A 15,307-nucleotide genomic window follows, 5' to 3' on the forward strand; every position below is an offset into this window, starting at 1 on the left:
TCAACCATGCAGACCGTACAAGACGCTCCCGCGCTGCGCGCGGCCATCCGCGGCTGGCGCAGCAAAGGCCAGACGGTAGGCTTCGTGCCGACCATGGGCAATCTGCACGCCGGTCATCAGTCGCTGATCAAGCTGGCACGGGTGCGCACCGAACGGGTGATTGCCAGCGTGTTCGTCAATCCCACCCAGTTCGGTCCCAATGAGGATTTCGAGCGTTACCCGCGCACGCTGTTGCAGGATCAGGCGGCGCTGGCCGATCAGGATTGCGATCTGCTGTTTGCGCCGGACGTGGGAACGCTCTACCCCTTTGGGGCCGAACACAGCGTCAGTCTGCATGTTCCGCAGATCACCGACGTACTGGAAGGCGCCCATCGGCCGGGGCACTTCGATGGCATGGCGACGGTGGTATGCAAGCTGTTCAACCTGGTGCAGCCGGACGTCGCCGTATTCGGCCAGAAAGATTTCCAGCAGCTGAAGGTGGTCGAGCGGATGGTTCGTGACCTTTCGCTGCCGGTAAAGGTGATGGCCGCCCCAACATTGCGCGCGGATGACGGACTGGCGCTAAGTTCACGCAATCAGTATCTCTCCGCTGACGAGCGTGCCCGGGCGGTGTTGATCCATGACACGCTGGTCAAGATGCGCGAGCTATTCCTGCAGGGGCACGCGTGGCGGGCACTGGAGCAGGTAGCCACCTCGCGGCTGGTTCGCGCCGGTTTCGTGCCCGATTATGCCGTGATTCGCCGTGTTGACGACCTGGCCGAACCTGCTGAAGACCAACGTGAAGGCCTGATAGCGCTCATCGCCGCCCGGCTGGGGACGACCCGGCTGATCGACAACTTGATGTTCGACTAAAGCGCCCCTACGTAAGGGCCAGGTTGCCGCAGAGTTGCGGCGAAGCCTCCGGGCTTCGATAATTACCCGTTACGCAGGCCGTTCCTGCGGGAAGTACGTCATGCACCTGAACATGCTCAAGGCCAAGATCCACCGGGTCACCGTCACGCACGCCGAGCTTCACTACGAAGGCTCGATCGCGATCGACGGCGTGTTGCTCGATGCCTCCGGCATTCGCGAGTACGAGCAGATCCATGCCTGGAACATCAACAACGGCAAGCGATTTGTCACGTATGCACTGCGCGCCGAGGAAGGTTCGGGCATCATTTCGGTCAACGGCAGCGCCGCCCATCGCGCTCAGCCCGGTGACCTGATCATCATCGCCGCCTTCGCCCAGCTCAGCGAAGCCGAGCTGGAGAAATTCCAGCCCACACTGGTCTACGCCGATGCGCATAACCGCATCTCGCATACCAATCGGTCCATTCCCAAGCAGATGGCAGCCGCCTAAAGCCTTTCGGCGCAGGGCTCCATTCAGCCCTGATGTCTGGTGAGCGCCCACTGCACGTGTTCGCGCACCACCTCGGAATCATGAGTCGCGCGCGCTTGCAGCGCGGCGGTGACCGTGTCTGATTTCGGCGCATTACCCAGCGCCACGGCGATATTGCGCAGCCATCCCTCGTAGCCGGTGCGGCGGATCGCCATGCCTTCGGTGCGTTTGAGGAATTCATCCTCGCTCCAGCCGAACAGATCGACCAGTTTTGCGCCATCGAGGCTGTGACGTGGTGCGAAATCCGGTTCGGTCGTTTCCTGGGCGAACTTGTTCCAGGGGCAGATCAGCTGGCAGTCGTCGCAACCAAAAATGCGGTTGCCCATCGGCGCGCGCAGTTCCTCGGGTATGCTGCCTTTGAGCTCGATGGTGAGGTAGGAGATGCAGCGCCGTGCATCGAGCCGGTACGGGCCGACGATCGCCTGGGTCGGGCAGATGTCGATGCAGCGATTGCAGCTGCCACAGTGCGCGCTGGCCGGTGGATCTACCGGCAGCGGTAGATCGGTATACAGCTCGCCGAGAAAGAAATACGAACCGGCGCGTTTGTTGATCAGCACGGTGTGCTTGCCGATCCAGCCCAGCCCGGCGTTGCGTGCCAGCGCCTTTTCCAGCACCGGCGCCGAATCGACGTAGGCGCGATAGCCGAAATCGCCGACCACGTCGTGGATGCGTTCGGCCAGCTTCTGCAGCCGGTTGCGCATCAGTTTGTGATAGTCGCGACCCAGTGCATAACGCGCCACATAGCCCGCTTCAGCATCTTCGATCACGCCCCACGCGTTGGCCGTACCGGGCGGGATGTAATCCATCCGCACGGAGATCACGCGCTGTGTACCCGGTTCCAGTTCGGCTGGGCGGCTGCGTTTGGCACCGTGGCGCGCCATGTATTCCATTTCGCCGTGATGGCCATCGTCGAGCCAACGTTCAAGATGCTGCTCGTCGTCGCCAAGATCCGTGCCGCTGATGCCGGCGTCGGTAAAACCCAACTCGATCGCCCAGCGCTTGATGTCACCAGCAAGCGCGACGTAGTCGAAGCAGGTACGGGTATCGGCGGCGGACATCGATCTATTGTAGACGTTGGTCATGCCTATAATTCCGGATGCCCAATTCCCTTCACAGTCGAGATCTCTACACCGTCGAGCAGTTGCGCGTGCTGGAGCGCAAGGCGTTTGCCGCGCTGGCGGTTTCCGGTACGGACCTGATGCGTCGCGCGGCCAGCGCCGCCTTGAACAGCCTTCGACGGCACTGGCCCGAGGCTCGCCGCATCAGTATCTACTGTGGCCCAGGCAATAACGGTGGCGATGGCTTTTTGCTTGGCGTGCTGGCACGCGAGGCGGGACTGCAGGTACAGATCATCGCACTGAGCGACGCCTCGCATGGTGACGCGGCCTTGGCGCGAGCAGCCTGGGAAGCCGATGACGGCCAAGTGCACCGATGGAGTTCGGACGACACCGCACTGCCTGCCGCCGATGTGCAGGTGGATGCGCTGTACGGCATTGGTCTCAATCGTGCTCTGGAGTCATCCATTGCGACGCTGATCGAATGCATCAATGCGATGGATACCCCCGTGCTGGCGCTCGATGTGCCCTCAGGCATCAATGCCGACAGCGGTCGGCAGCTTGGCGCAGCGGTGCGGGCAGATGTCACGGTCACGTTCATTGCCAACAAGCGCGGGCTGAACACTGGCCAGTCCGCTGACTATGCAGGGTTATTGGAGGTCGCAACGCTGGGTGTGCCCGAGGATGTCTATGCAGCGGCACGACCCGATGCGCAGTTGCTGGCAGTGGATTCGTTGCCGCCGCGTCCTCGCTATGCCAATAAAGGCAACAACGGTCACGTGCTGGTGATCGGCGGCGACCATGGCATGGCTGGCGCGGTGAGAATGGCGGGTGAGTCGGCCTTGCGGACGGGCGCTGGCCTGGTCAGCGTGGCCACGCGGGCGGGGCATATAACGGCATTAAATGCAGCGCGACCGGAGCTGATGGCGCACGAGGTCGATGGGCCGCAGACACTGGAGCCATTGCTCGAACGCGCCAGCGTGATTGCACTGGGACCGGGTCTCGGCAAGGGTGCATGGGGTCATGCGCTGTGGCTGACGGCGCTGGATGCCAACAAGCCACTTGTACTCGATGCCGATGGGCTGAACTTGCTCTCGCGCGAGCACCGCCAGTTCGCTGGGGCGACTGTGTTGACGCCGCATCCCGGCGAAGCGGGGCGTTTGCTGGGTGTAGAGACAAAAGATATCGAGCGCGATCGCTTTGCCGCCGCGCGCGAGTTGGCCCATCGCTACAAAGCCGTGGTGGTGCTCAAGGGATCGGGAAGCCTGATTGCCGATCCGTCCGGACGTCTGGACGTCTGTCCTTGGGGCAACCCCGGCATGGCATCGGGCGGCATGGGCGATCTGCTGACTGGCATCATCGCGGCTTTGCTCGCACAGGGTTGCGATGCCTGGCAGGCGGCTTGTCTGGGCGTTGGATTGCATGCGCGGGCAGGTGATCATGCTGCCAGACAGGGTGAGCGTGGTTTGCTGGCCACGGATCTGCTGCCAGCGCTGCATGCGCTGGTCAACGGCCTGTCTGCCCATGAGCATGACCATGTCTGAAACATTGGGAGGCCAACCGCAATGGGCGCTGCCTGACGAGGACGCCACCCGTGCGCTGGCTGTTCGGGTGGCCCGCGCGCTCGATGAAGGGATGGTGTTCTATCTATACGGTCCCTTGGGCGCGGGCAAAACCAGCTTCGCGCGGGCCTTGCTGACGGCGCTGGGCGTCGGCGAGCGCGTCAAGAGCCCCACTTACAGTCTGATCGAAGGCTATGTCGCAAGAGGGCGGCCCGCGTGGCATCTGGATCTGTATCGGATCGCAGATCCCGGCGAACTGGAGTGGCTAGGTTTGGATGCGCTGAGCGATCCGGCAGCGCTGGTGCTGGTGGAGTGGCCCGAGCGCGGCGTCGGCGCCTTGCCGGCGGCTGACCTGGAATGGCATCTGGTCTATGCCGGTGATGGTCGGCACGCAAGGGCGCATGCGCTCACGGCGCGTGGCGAGCGGCTGCTGGAGCAGCTGAACTGGACGAAGTTCGACGGCGTATGACCGCGGCAGAAAAGCTTAAGCGCTGATTTTCCTTGAGTTTCGCCGTAAACATTCTCGGGCAACGATCCTTTCGTAATGCGTGGCTTGCAATCGATAACTTGATATGGCCTGACGGATAGCCTGCAGGTTACGGATAAACAAAGAAAAATGCTGTTGCATTCGCGCAGGGACTGCGCTTCAATGCGGCTTATGAGGGCATACCTGAACAAGATGGGTGGATTCGCAGTCGCGATTATGGCGGCCGCGCCGCTTTGCCTGACTCACGCTGCTGATCTCAAGGGTGCTCGTGTCTGGGCTGGCCCCGAGTACACCCGCCTGGTTATCGATGCCGCTGGTCCGTTGGACTACAAGGTCACCCAATCGGGCGATCAACTCATGGTCGACCTCGCTGATAGCAAGGTCGCCGATGGTTTCGCCGATCCCGCCGGGCATGGCCTGTTTCACGGCATGACTCACGGGCAGCGGGGTGGCCGGTTGCAGCTGACGGCCAAGATCGATCCGAACAGCCGTTTGAAAAGTTTTGTTCTGAAGCCGACCAGCGGTTCGGATTATCGCCTTGTGCTGGATCTGTATCCCGGTACGGCACCGACCGGACCGGTGATGCCGCACAGCGCGGTGGTCGCGGAGCAAGTGCCGAGCGATGATTCGACCGTTGCGGCGAAGACTGTCTCGGCCGACGTGCTCAGCGAGCCGGAGCCGCCCGCGGTTCCTACTCCCGTTCGGACCTCTCGCAGCTCACGCAACAGCGGCACGTCCGCCCGTGACGCAGCTGTCATGCTCGGTGGCCAGCGCAAGGTAGTAGTGGCGATCGATGCAGGTCATGGTGGCAAGGATCAGGGCGCGCATGGCCCGGGCGGCACGCTGGAAAAGAACGTCACGCTGGCGGTTGCCCGCGATCTGGCCGGACTGATCAACCGCCAGCCGGGCATGAAGGCCGTGCTGACCCGAGACGGCGACTATTTCATCGAGCTGACACAGCGCTTCAAGATCGCCCGCGACAACAAGGCCGACCTGTTCATTTCGATCCACGCAGACTCTTACACCAGCGACGATGCCAAGGGTTCATCGGTGTGGGTGCTGTCGCCGCGTGGCAAGACCAACGAGGCGGCTCGCTTTCTAGCCGATCGCGAAAACGCCGAACTGATCGGTGGCACCACGCTGGATGACAAGAGTGACGATCTGGCTAAGGTATTGATGGATTTGCAGCAGAGCTGGGCTATTCAGGCAAGTGACACGATTGCCGGCAACGTGCTCAGGGCGCTGGGCATGCTTGGCCCGACCCATCGTGGCTACGTCGAGCAGGCCAACTTTGTGGTGCTGCGGTCACCGGATGTGCCGTCGATCCTGGTCGAGACCGCCTTTATCAGCAATCCATCCGAGGAGCGCAAGCTGCGCGACCCCGACCATCAGGATCAACTCGCTGCCGCGGTGATGAGCGGCGTCAAGAATTATTTTGAATCCACGCCCCCCCCGGGAACCTGGTTTGCGGCGCAGGCCGCACGTCGCAATGGTGGCGATCTCGCATCGACCGGCGGGCCTGACAAATCGGCCATGGCACTGGCGGATGCCGATGACGATAGCGGGACCTCCCAGGCCAGCAGCGACAAGCCACGTTCGTATGTCAAGGCGCGCGATATGCATCGTGTTGGCCCGGGCGAAAGCCTGCGCAGCATTGCCAACCAGTACGGCGTCAGCGTCAGCTCGCTGAAAAGCGCCAACCAGATCAGCAGCAACAGCGTGCGCGCTGGCACCATGCTGGCCATTCCGACAAGCTGAAGCCGCTTCAGCGGAAGCGGGCCTTTGACCCAATAAGGTAGTAACCGACGTCGCCGCTTTCATGCCGCTCGCCGCTCGCTTAAGCTTGACGGATGTCGATCATCCGCCTGCTGCCCCCCGAACTCATCAATCAAATTGCTGCCGGTGAGGTCATCGAACGGCCTTCCTCGGTGGTCAAAGAGCTGGTGGAGAACAGCCTCGATGCTGGCGCCAGCCGTATCGAAGTGGATATCGAAGCCGGCGGCTCGCGGTTGATCCGGGTGCGCGATGATGGCGACGGTATCCGTGTCGACGAACTGCCGTTGGCGGTGGCGTCGCACGCGACCAGCAAGATTGGCAGTTTCGATGATCTGGAACACGTCGCCAGCATGGGCTTTCGTGGTGAGGCGCTGGCGTCCGTATCGTCGGTGTCACGTTTTGCCATGACTTCACGAGTGCGCGGACAGGACGCGGCATTTCGCATCGAGGTGGATAACGGCAAGCTGCAGGCGGCACGCCCGGCACAACACCCGTCTGGCACCAGCGTCGAAGTACGTGATCTGTTCCACAACGTGCCGGCACGGCGAAAATTTCTGCGTGCCGAGCGCACCGAGTTCGCGCATATCGACGATTTGCTGAAGTCGCTGGCACTGGCGCGCAGCAGCGTCGAATTCCGGCTCAGCCATAACGGCAAGCCGGTGCGCATCTGGAAATCCGCCGATAGTGAACAAGCCGCACTGCAGCGGGTTGCCGAAGTGCTGGGTGACGAATTTCCAGGGCAGAGTCTGCGCATCGATCATGCAGCGGCTGGCCTGCATCTGTCTGGCTGGGTTGGTTTGCCGACCGCGTCGCGCGGTCAGGCGGACTCGCAGTATTTCTACGTCAACGGTCGGCTGGTGCGCGACCGCATCGTTGCCCACGCGGTGCGTCAGGCTTATGCCGACGTACTGTTCCACGGGCGCCACGCGGCGTTCGTGCTGTATCTCGAGCTCGATCCGGCCGGTGTGGATGTCAATGTGCATCCGGCCAAGCACGAAGTGCGCTTCCGTGAGCAGCGGCTGGTCCATGATTTCCTTTATCGCACCCTGCACGAAGCGCTGGCGCAGACGCGGGCCGGGCAGGTGGCATCCAGTGCGCATTCGGATGACGGTGCGTTGACGATGAGCACGTCGGTTGCCCCGCCGACCGCCTACGCTGCGCCGTCGGCGTGGTCGGGCAGTTTCAATCAGAGCCGATTGAGTCTTGGTGTGCGCGATGCACCGTTGGCGGAATATGCCGCACTGACAGGTGAGCCAGCACGGTATTCGGAGGTGGCCTACGCGCCACTGCCTGCGAACGACGACAGCGAAGCACCACCGCTCGGCTTTGCGATTGCGCAACTGAAGAACATCTATGTGCTGGCCGAGAATGCGCAGGGTCTGGTGCTGGTCGACATGCACGCGGCGCACGAGCGCATCACCTACGAGAAGCTGAAGAGTGGTCGCGCCGGTAGCAACCTGCGTTCGCAGCTGCTGTTGGTGCCGCTGAATATCGCCGTGAGCGCCAAGGAAGCCGTGGCCGCAGAGGAGCATGCCGAGGCGCTCGCCGAGTGGGGTCTGGAGTTGTCACGCAGCGGTCCGTCGGGGGTGGTGGTGCGGCGGATCCCGGCATTGCTGGAAGGTGCCGATGTGGCACAGCTCACCCGCGACGTACTCGCCGAACTGGCCCAGCACGGCAGTTCACGCCGGTTGCAGGAATTGGAGAACGAACTGCTGTCGACCATGGCCTGCCACGGTTCCGTGCGCGCGGGCCGGCGTCTGACCATGCCTGAAATGAACGCCTTGCTGCGCGAGATGGAGGCGACCGAACGTTCGGGCCAATGTAACCATGGTCGACCCACCTGGACGCAGCTGAGCGTGACCGAGCTTGACCGGTTGTTCATGCGAGGCCGCTGATCGCGCGGCTTGCGCTGCGCTCAAATCGCCAGCGATACTCGGCGTTCCATCCGATGCGGATTGCCCCCATGTTGCGTCACGCCCTTGTTGCCCTCGCACTGTTTTCCGGAGTTGCTGCCGTGCACGCCGAATCCCCCAATGTTCCCGATTCAACTACCGCGTACACGCAACAGATCCAGCAATTGCGTGCGGCGCGCGTTGCGCGACTGAACGCGCCCAGCGGCTGGCTCAGCCTGATCGGACTGGAGTGGCTGAAGGTTGGGGACAATCGCGTCGGCGCAGCCGCCGACAACGACATTGTGCTGAAGGCCGGGCCGGCGCATCTGGGCACGGTGACTGAGGGCAAGGACGGCAGCCTGCACATCGTGCTGGTCAAGGACAGTGGCGCCACCATCGACGGCAAGGTGGTGGCCAGCGCGGCGCTGATCGACGACGCGCATGCCACCGGCGATACCCATCCAACGCTGGTGAGTTTTGGCAATGCCAACTTCTACGTGATCGACCGCGATGGCCGCAAGGCGCTGCGCGTGAAAGACAGCGATGCGGAGACGCGCAAGCATTTTCTCGGCCTCGACTATTTCCCGATCGATCCGTCGTGGCACATCGTGGCCGACTGGGTGCCGTTCAATCCGGCGCACAAGATGGAAATCGGTTCGGTGATCGGCACTATCGACAAGGTCGATGTGCCTGGCAAGGCGGTATTCAAGCACGACGGCCACACCTACGAGCTGATGCCATACCAGGAGGAGCCCGGTGGCGATCTGTTCTTCGTCATCGCTGATCGCACGTCCGGCAAGGAAACCTACGGTGCTGCACGTTTCATGGACGTGCCGTTGCCGAAAGACGGCAAGGTGATCCTCGATTTCAATCTGGCCTACAACCCACCGTGCGCGTTTACGCCGTACGCCACATGTCCGCTGGCACCGCCGGAAAATCGCCTCGATCTGCGTGTAACGGCCGGTGAGGAAAAATACCGTGGCGGCCATTCGCACTGATTGTCGTATCGGTGATACATGCTCGATGACAAAACTCATCGAGCAACAGAAGCTCGCGCAGAATTAGGCAGACGTCATGACGTCCTGGCAGGTGGCGCACGAACTCGCGTTGTCATTGCCTCATGCGGAAGAGCGCGATCATTTCGGTAGCCCATCGTTTCGTGTCGGCGGCAAAATCTTTGCCCAGTTATCGAAGCAGTCATCCAAGCATGATCGCGAAGCGCCGCGTGCCCTCGTCAAGTTGTCCAGCGCAGACCAGGCTGCGTTGACCCTGTCCGATCCCGAGACGTTTTCGTTGGTGCCGTCTTGGGGTCAACATGGTTGGACGTATATAGAACTTGCCACGGCCGATACGTCGATGCTGCACGATTTGCTATGGCAGTCCTGGCGACTGGTGGCTCCGAGAAAATGGATCGCTGCTCACGAAGCCCGCAATAGAGACTTCGTGCGATGACTCAGCGCCCTACGAACGTGGCTTTGCGCCTCTCCAGGAATGCCGATGTGCCTTCGCGCATATCTTCCGTGGAAAACGCCAGCGCGAAGCCCTGCGTTTCGAACTCCAGCCCTTGGTCGATCGCGGCTTCTCCACCGCTGAGTACGGCGTCGAGAATGCCGGCAGCGGCCAATGGTGCAGCGTTGGCGAGTTGATCGGCCAGTGCTACAACGGCTTCATCCAGCGCGTCGGGCGCAACTACGCGGGTAACAATCCCGAGTTCATAGGCACGTTGGGCGCTGATCGTCGCGCCGGTGAGGCACAGCTCCAGTGCGGCGCCGCGGCCTGCCAGCCGTAGCAGGCGCTGGGTACCCCCGAAGCCGGGAATCAGGCCGAGATTGATTTCAGGCTGGCCAAACTTGGCTTTCTCGCTGGCTACGCGGAAATGGCAGGCCATTGCCAGCTCCATGCCGCCGCCCAGGGCAAATCCCTGGACTCGCGCGATCACCGGCTTGCCGAGCCGCTCGATCGAGCTCATCAGACGTTGGCCGGTGCGCGAAAATGCCAGCGCCTGCGTAGGCGTGTAGCCGTTCATCTCGGCGATATCGGCACCAGCGACAAAGGCTTTCTCACCCGCGCCAGCCAGCACGACGACTCGAACGCCATCGTCCTGCGCCGCCTGCGCAAATGCGATGGTCAGCTCATTGAGCGTTTCGCGGTTCAGCGCATTCAGTTTGTCCGGGCGATTGACGATGATCGTATGCACAGCGCTGCGGTGAGTGATTTCCAGGTTGCGAAAGGCCATGAGCAATCCCAATGGAGACAAAACCGTGATGTTAGCAGTGGGAACCTTTGTAACCGGGGAGGTTCTTATCCCCGAACGTTATCGCTGCACGATTGCCGCGAACCGCTTACGATGTCGCATCCAGGCTGGCTGTGATGATCAGGCTGGCCGTGACGACAGAGAAGGGCTCGATGGAAAAATGCACAACACATTGGCGCTGGATCATGCTGGGCTTGTTTCTGCTCAGCGGCTTGGCGTGCGCGCAAGGACGCCCACCCGATGCTCTGCCCGCATCAGCAAAGCTCGACAAGGCAAAGCTCTCCTACGCCATCGGCTACCAGATCGGCGACCAGTTCGCTGACGGCAAACCGGATGTGGATATTCCCACGCTGCAGCGCGCGATTCAGGATGCCTACGCCAAGCGGCATCCAGCGGTTCCGATGCAGCAGATGCATGAACAGTTGCAGTTACTCGCCCAGCAGATGCATGCGAACGCACTGACCGAATACAAACATATCGCCGAGGACAACGCGCGCAAGAGCAGTGGCTTCATGACGGCAAACGCCCAGCAGCGCGGCGTGGTGCAGCTGCCATCGGGCATCCAGTATTCGGTCATCAAGAAAGGTACCGGCACGATCAGTCCCGGAGTAACCAGCACCGTGGTGGTGAATTACCTTGGCATGCTGATCGACGGCACCGAGTTCGACAGCACCTGGGCGCACGGTGCGCCGGCGACCATTACGGTCGACAAGATGATCCGTGGCTGGCAGGACGTGCTTCCGCGCATGCACGTCGGCGACCGCTGGAAGGTGGTTATTCCACCGCAGCTGGCCTACGGCGAAACCGGTGCGCTACCGCGCATCGGCCCAAACGAGGCACTGGTATTCGAGATCCAGTTACTCGACATCAAGCCGCAGTCGGATACGCCCTGATTCGGGTCACCATGGCTATGTTGTGAGCTGATGAACAGCGCCGCTGGTGGTAGCATGAAGGCGATGTCCAACGCCTACAAACTCCTCTCGGCAGCCCCGCTTACTCCTTGCATCGGTTTCTGCCGACTGGACGGTCGTGGTCTGTGCGTTGGCTGCCAGCGAACGGGTGAGGAAATCGGTCGCTGGGCTCACATGAGCGACAGCGAGCGACTGTTCTACATGCGCGATGTTCTTCCCACGCGGCAGACAACGGCGATGAAAGATGATGCCCTGGCGCCTCTGCTGGCCGCGTTGCATCCGCTGTCCTTGCCGCCGACCGCGCCGGGTTGGAATCACGACGACATGACCGCGTTGCTCGGTACGACGATACGCCAGCCAGCTGCCGTTCTGGTCGGATTTCGCGAAGGTGTGCAGCCCCGGCTCGTGCTGACGGTGCGTACCGATCATCTGCAATCGCACGCCGGCCAGGTAGCGTTTCCAGGTGGTCGCAGTGATCCGGAAGATGGCAGCGCCATCATCACTGCATTGCGTGAAAGCGAGGAAGAGATCGGTCTCGCCCGCGCCTTGGTCACCCCATTGGGTTATCTCGATTGTTTCGAGACGATCAGTGGCTATGTCATCACGCCAGTGGTGGCGCGCATTGCGGCCGACGCGCAACTGCATCCGGCACCGGATGAAGTGGCCGAAGTATTCGAGGTGCCGCTCGCCTTCCTGCTGGAGCCATCCAACCTGCGCCGTTATACGATGGAGTTTCGTGGCCATCGACGTCCGATGGTCGAGTTTGTGTACGGCGGCCATCGCATCTGGGGTGCCACCGCATCCATGTTGCTTAACCTGCTGCAGCGAATGGGTATGGCACACGCATGAGCCTACAGACCACGCTGATCGATGCAGAGAGTCTCTCCAGACTTGCGCCGCACGGTGTACTTATCGTCGATTGCCGCTTCGATCTTGCCGATCCCGCCAAGGGTGAGCGTGAATATCTGGACGGTCATATCCCCGGCGCCGTTTACGCCAGCCTCGATCGCGATCTGTCCGATCTTTCGCGTCAGGTCGAGGGTCTGGGGCGGCATCCGCTGCCGCTGGAGTCCGCGCTAAGCCAGGTATTTTCGCGCTGGGGTTGGCAGGCTGGCTTGCAGGTTGTCAGTTACGACGTGGCCGGTGGTGCGCTGGCTGCTGCCCGGCTGTGGTGGTTGCTGCGTCTGGTCGGTGAAAAAAACGTCGCTGTGCTCGATGGTGGCTATGCCGCCTGGCAGGCTGCCGGTTTGCCGATCGAAAAAGGCGTAGCCGCGGCACGAACTGCCAGCGAGGTATCGCTGCGGTTCGACGCGAGCCTGTTGCTGGATCACACGCGGTTGCCCGATGCGGTCGCCAAGGGCGCATTGCTCGATGCCCGTGCCGCGCCGCGCTACCGTGGTGATGTCGAGCCGCTGGATCGCGTCGGTGGTCATGTGCCCGGCGCGTTGAACCGCCCGTTTGGCGACAACCTGGACAGCGACGGCCGATTCAAATCGGCGGCCCAGCTGCGCGATGAATTTGTCGCCGTACTGGGCTCGTCGACCGACCCGTTGAACGTCGTGCACATGTGCGGTTCGGGCGTGACTGCCTGTCACAACCTGCTGGCAATGGAGCATGCCGGTCTGCATGGCTCGCGGCTCTATCCGCCATCGTGGAGCGGCTGGATCAGTGATCCAGCCCGACCAGTGGCGAAAGGTTGAGCGGGTAACTTCGCCTCAGCTTTTGCTCTTCAGTCGTGCCACCAACTGCTGCAGTACGGCCTGTGTTTGTGGACGGAAGAAGCCTTCGATAAAACCGTCCAGCGGCAGTGCATCAGGGTTGGCATAGGTCGTGAGAAGATCGGCACGGGCGATAGCGCGAGTGGCGAGCATCGCTTCTGACGGCAGGGCGAGCAGTTCGTTCAACCAGTGGAGCGCACGCACAGTGACTTGGTCCACGCCGGTCGTTTCGTCGACAAAGCCGCAGGCTAGCGCCTCGGCAGCATCGATCATCGCCCCTGAAACCAGCAGCCGCTCGGCCCGGTAGGCGCCGACGACACGGCGCAGCGCCATCTGGATGTTTTCGGGCACGGGCAAGCCCACGCGCACTTCGTTGAGGCCGATCTTGAACGGGCCTTCCGCCATCACTCGGTAATCGCAGAACAGAGAAAGCACCGCGCCGCCCGCCGGACTGTGCCCGGTGATGGATGCCGCGACCGGTACCGGTGAGCGCGCGAGTACAGCGCAGACCGCAAAGAATTCCCGCCAGAATTCGTGCACGCCGGCGCGGTCAATACCAAGCAGCGAAGGCACGTCGGCGCCAGCGGAGAACATTCCCGGTGCGCCCGACAGCACGATACCGCGTGCGCCTTTGGCAATGCTCTCATCGACGGCCGCATGCAGCGCGCGCAGCATGTCCAGATTCAGCGCATTGACCGGCGGCCGGGCCATCTGGATTTCGCTGATGATGCCGCCTGCCGTGGCGTCGTGAGAGATCAGGTTGAGCATGGCCAACTCCTAAGGTGATTGCCTATTGTGGCTGATCGTTGGCTGTCCAGGAGTAATGCACGGCATAGTCAAGGGTGGCCTTGCCATTGGCCGGCACTTCCAGTTTGAACTCCAGCGTGTCGGTGGTCTGCTGGCTGGGCTTGATGCTGGACGAAGCAAGCGTCCACTGGCGCCAGCGGTTGGGATGCTCGCGCACGGTTACGGTGCGGGGGCTGTCGCCGGCGTTGCTCACGACAATGCGGAATGCCTCGTCCAGTGTTCGGCCTGCTTTGTCGACGCTGAAATGCGTCCGCGTGCGCTCGGCGCGCAAGTCGAACGCGGTGCCCAGCGTGATGCTGGCATCGCTGCCTTTGGGCGTGTCGTTGATGCGGCCTTCGCCGATGAATTGTGGCGTACCGTTCTTGTCCGCCGTCAGCACGCGCAGGTAGCCGGCGGGCAGGCTGTCGAAAGCGCGCAGCTTCAACGTGCTGATGATGGCATTGCCGCTGTCTTGGTTCAGATCCTCGTTAAGTACTGGCTGCGGTGGTTGGTAGCTGTTGCCGCTTTCGAACAGCGCGGTACGCTCGCAATCCATCGTGCGTGTGGCATACAGCGGTACCTGGCTCACGCTGCCATCGGGCAGGTCGATGGCGCCAGGCAGGGTATAGCTCCTGTAGTCGGCCAGGGTGGATTGCTCCGGCATCGCCTCAGCACTGGCCATGACGCGGGCGGCTTTCATCATCATCGGTCGCGGTGCGGATGCTTTGGCGAAATTCGGTTCGCCGGCGATCAGGGTGAGCTTGCTGTCTTTCCAGTCACGACCGCTGCGGTTGGCGATGCTGGCATGTGATTCGAACTGCATGCGGCATGTGTTGCCCGGTTGCAATATAGCCACATAGGCCGCACGCCAACCGAGGCCGGACGTGGGATAGCTGAGTACGGCGTTGGCAGACCCCGAGCGCGATGCGTCTATGCGCAGACTCAGGCTCGATCCGCTGGGGAAGTCCGTGCCCGTGGTGCGCACGCCGGCATAGCTGGTGACCAAGGTCGTGTTGCCGGCGCTATCGCGGATCAGCAAGCCGTCACCGGCGCGCAGCAGGGTGCCGCTGGCCAGCGGCTGGCCGCTGCTGCCGAGCACCTCAACCGTGTGACCTGTAAGGCCGGTCAATGCCGCGCTCTGTCCCTGCGCCAACAGCAGGCGTTGCGAGAGCACCTTGGCATCACCGCCTGGAAAGCCCAAGGCCAGGGCTTCGGCATCCAGCGACGTCGGCAGATCGCCAATCACCACATCGTGCGTGCCGGCCGTGAGCATCAACGCACGCTGCTCTCGCACAACGGCATAGCCGCCGTCGATATTGCCGTCGCCGCTGCTGGCATACAGCGATGCGTCGTCGCTGCGATAAAGGGTGAGCTCGCTGCCATCGGCGGCATGAGCGGGGCTGATGCCGGACACGCCGACGAAACCGGCGATGGCAAGGCCAAGGATGGTGCGGTGCGCTGAAAACATCGGGTGGACTCCCTCGAGAA

The 15,307-nt window shown here is 62.2% G+C and carries 15 protein-coding genes; 11 read left to right on the plus strand and 4 right to left on the minus strand.

Going from position 1 to position 15,307, the window contains the following annotated elements; all coding sequences use genetic code 11:
• The first annotated feature begins 6 nt into the window (after positions 1–6).
• Together panC and panD are read left to right on the plus strand one after the other, a co-directional pair.
• Positions 7–852, plus strand: a complete 846-nt coding sequence (panC, locus tag HDE80_RS13135; protein ID WP_184671572.1) for a pantoate--beta-alanine ligase — start codon at positions 7–9, stop codon at positions 850–852.
• Positions 853–952: 100 nt separating this feature from the next.
• Positions 953–1,339 carry an aspartate 1-decarboxylase gene (gene panD, locus HDE80_RS13140; RefSeq protein WP_184601300.1) on the plus strand — a complete coding sequence of 129 codons (387 nt, stop codon included), beginning with the start codon at positions 953–955 and terminating at the stop codon, positions 1,337–1,339.
• 23 nt (positions 1,340–1,362) lie between these two features.
• Here the strand turns inward: panD and queG are convergent, their stop codons facing one another.
• The gene (gene queG, locus HDE80_RS13145) at positions 1,363–2,460 is read right to left on the minus strand and encodes a tRNA epoxyqueuosine(34) reductase QueG (protein WP_184671573.1); all 1,098 of its coding nucleotides are present in this window, start codon (positions 2,458–2,460) and stop codon (positions 1,363–1,365) included.
• A gap of 14 nt (positions 2,461–2,474) precedes the next feature.
• Here queG and HDE80_RS13150 point away from each other — a divergent pair, with 14 nt between their 5' ends.
• From HDE80_RS13150 to HDE80_RS13175, 6 genes are all read left to right on the plus strand, one after another.
• The gene (locus HDE80_RS13150) at positions 2,475–3,977 is read left to right on the plus strand and encodes an NAD(P)H-hydrate dehydratase (RefSeq protein ID WP_184671575.1); all 1,503 of its coding nucleotides are present in this window, start codon (positions 2,475–2,477) and stop codon (positions 3,975–3,977) included.
• Positions 3,964–4,464 (plus strand): tRNA (adenosine(37)-N6)-threonylcarbamoyltransferase complex ATPase subunit type 1 TsaE, encoded by a 501-nt coding sequence (tsaE, locus tag HDE80_RS13155; protein ID WP_184671577.1) that lies wholly within the window; start codon positions 3,964–3,966, stop codon positions 4,462–4,464. Before HDE80_RS13150 ends, tsaE begins: the two co-directional genes overlap by 14 nt.
• Positions 4,465–4,698: 234 nt before the next feature.
• Complete coding sequence (locus HDE80_RS13160) at positions 4,699–6,240, plus strand: N-acetylmuramoyl-L-alanine amidase (protein WP_255483742.1); 1,542 nt, start codon at positions 4,699–4,701, stop codon at positions 6,238–6,240.
• Positions 6,241–6,332: 92 nt separating this feature from the next.
• Positions 6,333–8,153: a DNA mismatch repair endonuclease MutL gene (gene mutL / locus HDE80_RS13165; RefSeq protein ID WP_184601295.1), complete on the plus strand. Its 1,821-nt coding sequence runs from the start codon at positions 6,333–6,335 to the stop codon at positions 8,151–8,153.
• Between the two features lie 68 nt (positions 8,154–8,221).
• Complete coding sequence (locus HDE80_RS13170; RefSeq protein ID WP_184671581.1) at positions 8,222–9,148, plus strand: DUF1684 domain-containing protein; 927 nt, start codon at positions 8,222–8,224, stop codon at positions 9,146–9,148.
• A 76-nt stretch (positions 9,149–9,224) separates the two neighbouring features.
• A complete protein-coding gene (locus HDE80_RS13175) occupies positions 9,225–9,602 on the plus strand; it encodes an MmcQ/YjbR family DNA-binding protein (protein ID WP_184671582.1) in 378 nt (125 codons plus the stop codon).
• A gap of 1 nt (position 9,603) precedes the next feature.
• Here HDE80_RS13175 and HDE80_RS13180 read toward each other — a convergent pair whose 3' ends face one another.
• Positions 9,604–10,386 carry an enoyl-CoA hydratase-related protein gene (locus HDE80_RS13180; protein WP_184671584.1) on the minus strand — a complete coding sequence of 261 codons (783 nt, stop codon included), beginning with the start codon at positions 10,384–10,386 and terminating at the stop codon, positions 9,604–9,606.
• Between the two features lie 170 nt (positions 10,387–10,556).
• Here HDE80_RS13180 and HDE80_RS13185 point away from each other — a divergent pair, with 170 nt between their 5' ends.
• The 3 genes from HDE80_RS13185 to HDE80_RS13195 are packed head-to-tail and all read left to right on the plus strand — an operon-like array spanning position 10,557 to position 13,015.
• A complete protein-coding gene (locus tag HDE80_RS13185; RefSeq protein WP_184671586.1) occupies positions 10,557–11,297 on the plus strand; it encodes an FKBP-type peptidyl-prolyl cis-trans isomerase in 741 nt (246 codons plus the stop codon).
• Positions 11,298–11,351: 54 nt separating this feature from the next.
• Positions 11,352–12,164: a CoA pyrophosphatase gene (locus HDE80_RS13190; RefSeq protein ID WP_184671588.1), complete on the plus strand. Its 813-nt coding sequence runs from the start codon at positions 11,352–11,354 to the stop codon at positions 12,162–12,164.
• Positions 12,161–13,015 carry a sulfurtransferase gene (locus tag HDE80_RS13195; protein ID WP_184671590.1) on the plus strand — a complete coding sequence of 285 codons (855 nt, stop codon included), beginning with the start codon at positions 12,161–12,163 and terminating at the stop codon, positions 13,013–13,015. Before HDE80_RS13190 ends, HDE80_RS13195 begins: the two co-directional genes overlap by 4 nt.
• 15 nt (positions 13,016–13,030) lie before the next feature.
• Here the strand turns inward: HDE80_RS13195 and HDE80_RS13200 are convergent, their stop codons facing one another.
• Both HDE80_RS13200 and HDE80_RS13205 read right to left on the minus strand, forming a co-directional pair.
• Positions 13,031–13,801 carry an enoyl-CoA hydratase/isomerase family protein gene (locus HDE80_RS13200; RefSeq protein WP_184671592.1) on the minus strand — a complete coding sequence of 257 codons (771 nt, stop codon included), beginning with the start codon at positions 13,799–13,801 and terminating at the stop codon, positions 13,031–13,033.
• Between the two features lie 22 nt (positions 13,802–13,823).
• Positions 13,824–15,287 (minus strand): DUF4139 domain-containing protein, encoded by a 1,464-nt coding sequence (locus tag HDE80_RS13205; RefSeq protein WP_184671594.1) that lies wholly within the window; start codon positions 15,285–15,287, stop codon positions 13,824–13,826.
• Between the last annotated feature and the right edge of the window lie 20 nt (positions 15,288–15,307).

The sequence above is a fragment of the Rhodanobacter sp. A1T4 genome, from assembly GCF_014207185.1.
Classification (GTDB): domain Bacteria; phylum Pseudomonadota; class Gammaproteobacteria; order Xanthomonadales; family Rhodanobacteraceae; genus Rhodanobacter.

What these genes read in the sequence shown, in the direction of transcription:
- HDE80_RS13170 (WP_184671581.1), top strand. Translation starts at nt 8,222, where the DNA reads ATGTTGCGTCACGCCCTTGTTGCCCTCGCACTGTTTTCCGGAGTTGCT.
- panC (WP_184671572.1), top strand. Translation starts at nt 7, where the DNA reads ATGCAGACCGTACAAGACGCTCCCGCGCTGCGCGCGGCCATCCGCGGC.
- HDE80_RS13205 (WP_184671594.1), bottom strand. Translation starts at nt 15,287, where the DNA reads ATGTTTTCAGCGCACCGCACCATCCTTGGCCTTGCCATCGCCGGTTTC.
- HDE80_RS13180 (WP_184671584.1), bottom strand. Translation starts at nt 10,386, where the DNA reads ATGGCCTTTCGCAACCTGGAAATCACTCACCGCAGCGCTGTGCATACG.
- HDE80_RS13190 (WP_184671588.1), top strand. Translation starts at nt 11,352, where the DNA reads ATGAAGGCGATGTCCAACGCCTACAAACTCCTCTCGGCAGCCCCGCTT.
- panD (WP_184601300.1), top strand. Translation starts at nt 953, where the DNA reads ATGCACCTGAACATGCTCAAGGCCAAGATCCACCGGGTCACCGTCACG.
- HDE80_RS13200 (WP_184671592.1), bottom strand. Translation starts at nt 13,801, where the DNA reads ATGCTCAACCTGATCTCTCACGACGCCACGGCAGGCGGCATCATCAGC.
- HDE80_RS13150 (WP_184671575.1), top strand. Translation starts at nt 2,475, where the DNA reads ATGCCCAATTCCCTTCACAGTCGAGATCTCTACACCGTCGAGCAGTTG.
- HDE80_RS13160 (WP_255483742.1), top strand. Translation starts at nt 4,699, where the DNA reads ATGGCGGCCGCGCCGCTTTGCCTGACTCACGCTGCTGATCTCAAGGGT.
- queG (WP_184671573.1), bottom strand. Translation starts at nt 2,460, where the DNA reads ATGACCAACGTCTACAATAGATCGATGTCCGCCGCCGATACCCGTACC.
- HDE80_RS13195 (WP_184671590.1), top strand. Translation starts at nt 12,161, where the DNA reads ATGAGCCTACAGACCACGCTGATCGATGCAGAGAGTCTCTCCAGACTT.
- HDE80_RS13185 (WP_184671586.1), top strand. Translation starts at nt 10,557, where the DNA reads ATGGAAAAATGCACAACACATTGGCGCTGGATCATGCTGGGCTTGTTT.
- HDE80_RS13175 (WP_184671582.1), top strand. Translation starts at nt 9,225, where the DNA reads ATGACGTCCTGGCAGGTGGCGCACGAACTCGCGTTGTCATTGCCTCAT.
- mutL (WP_184601295.1), top strand. Translation starts at nt 6,333, where the DNA reads ATGTCGATCATCCGCCTGCTGCCCCCCGAACTCATCAATCAAATTGCT.
- tsaE (WP_184671577.1), top strand. Translation starts at nt 3,964, where the DNA reads ATGACCATGTCTGAAACATTGGGAGGCCAACCGCAATGGGCGCTGCCT.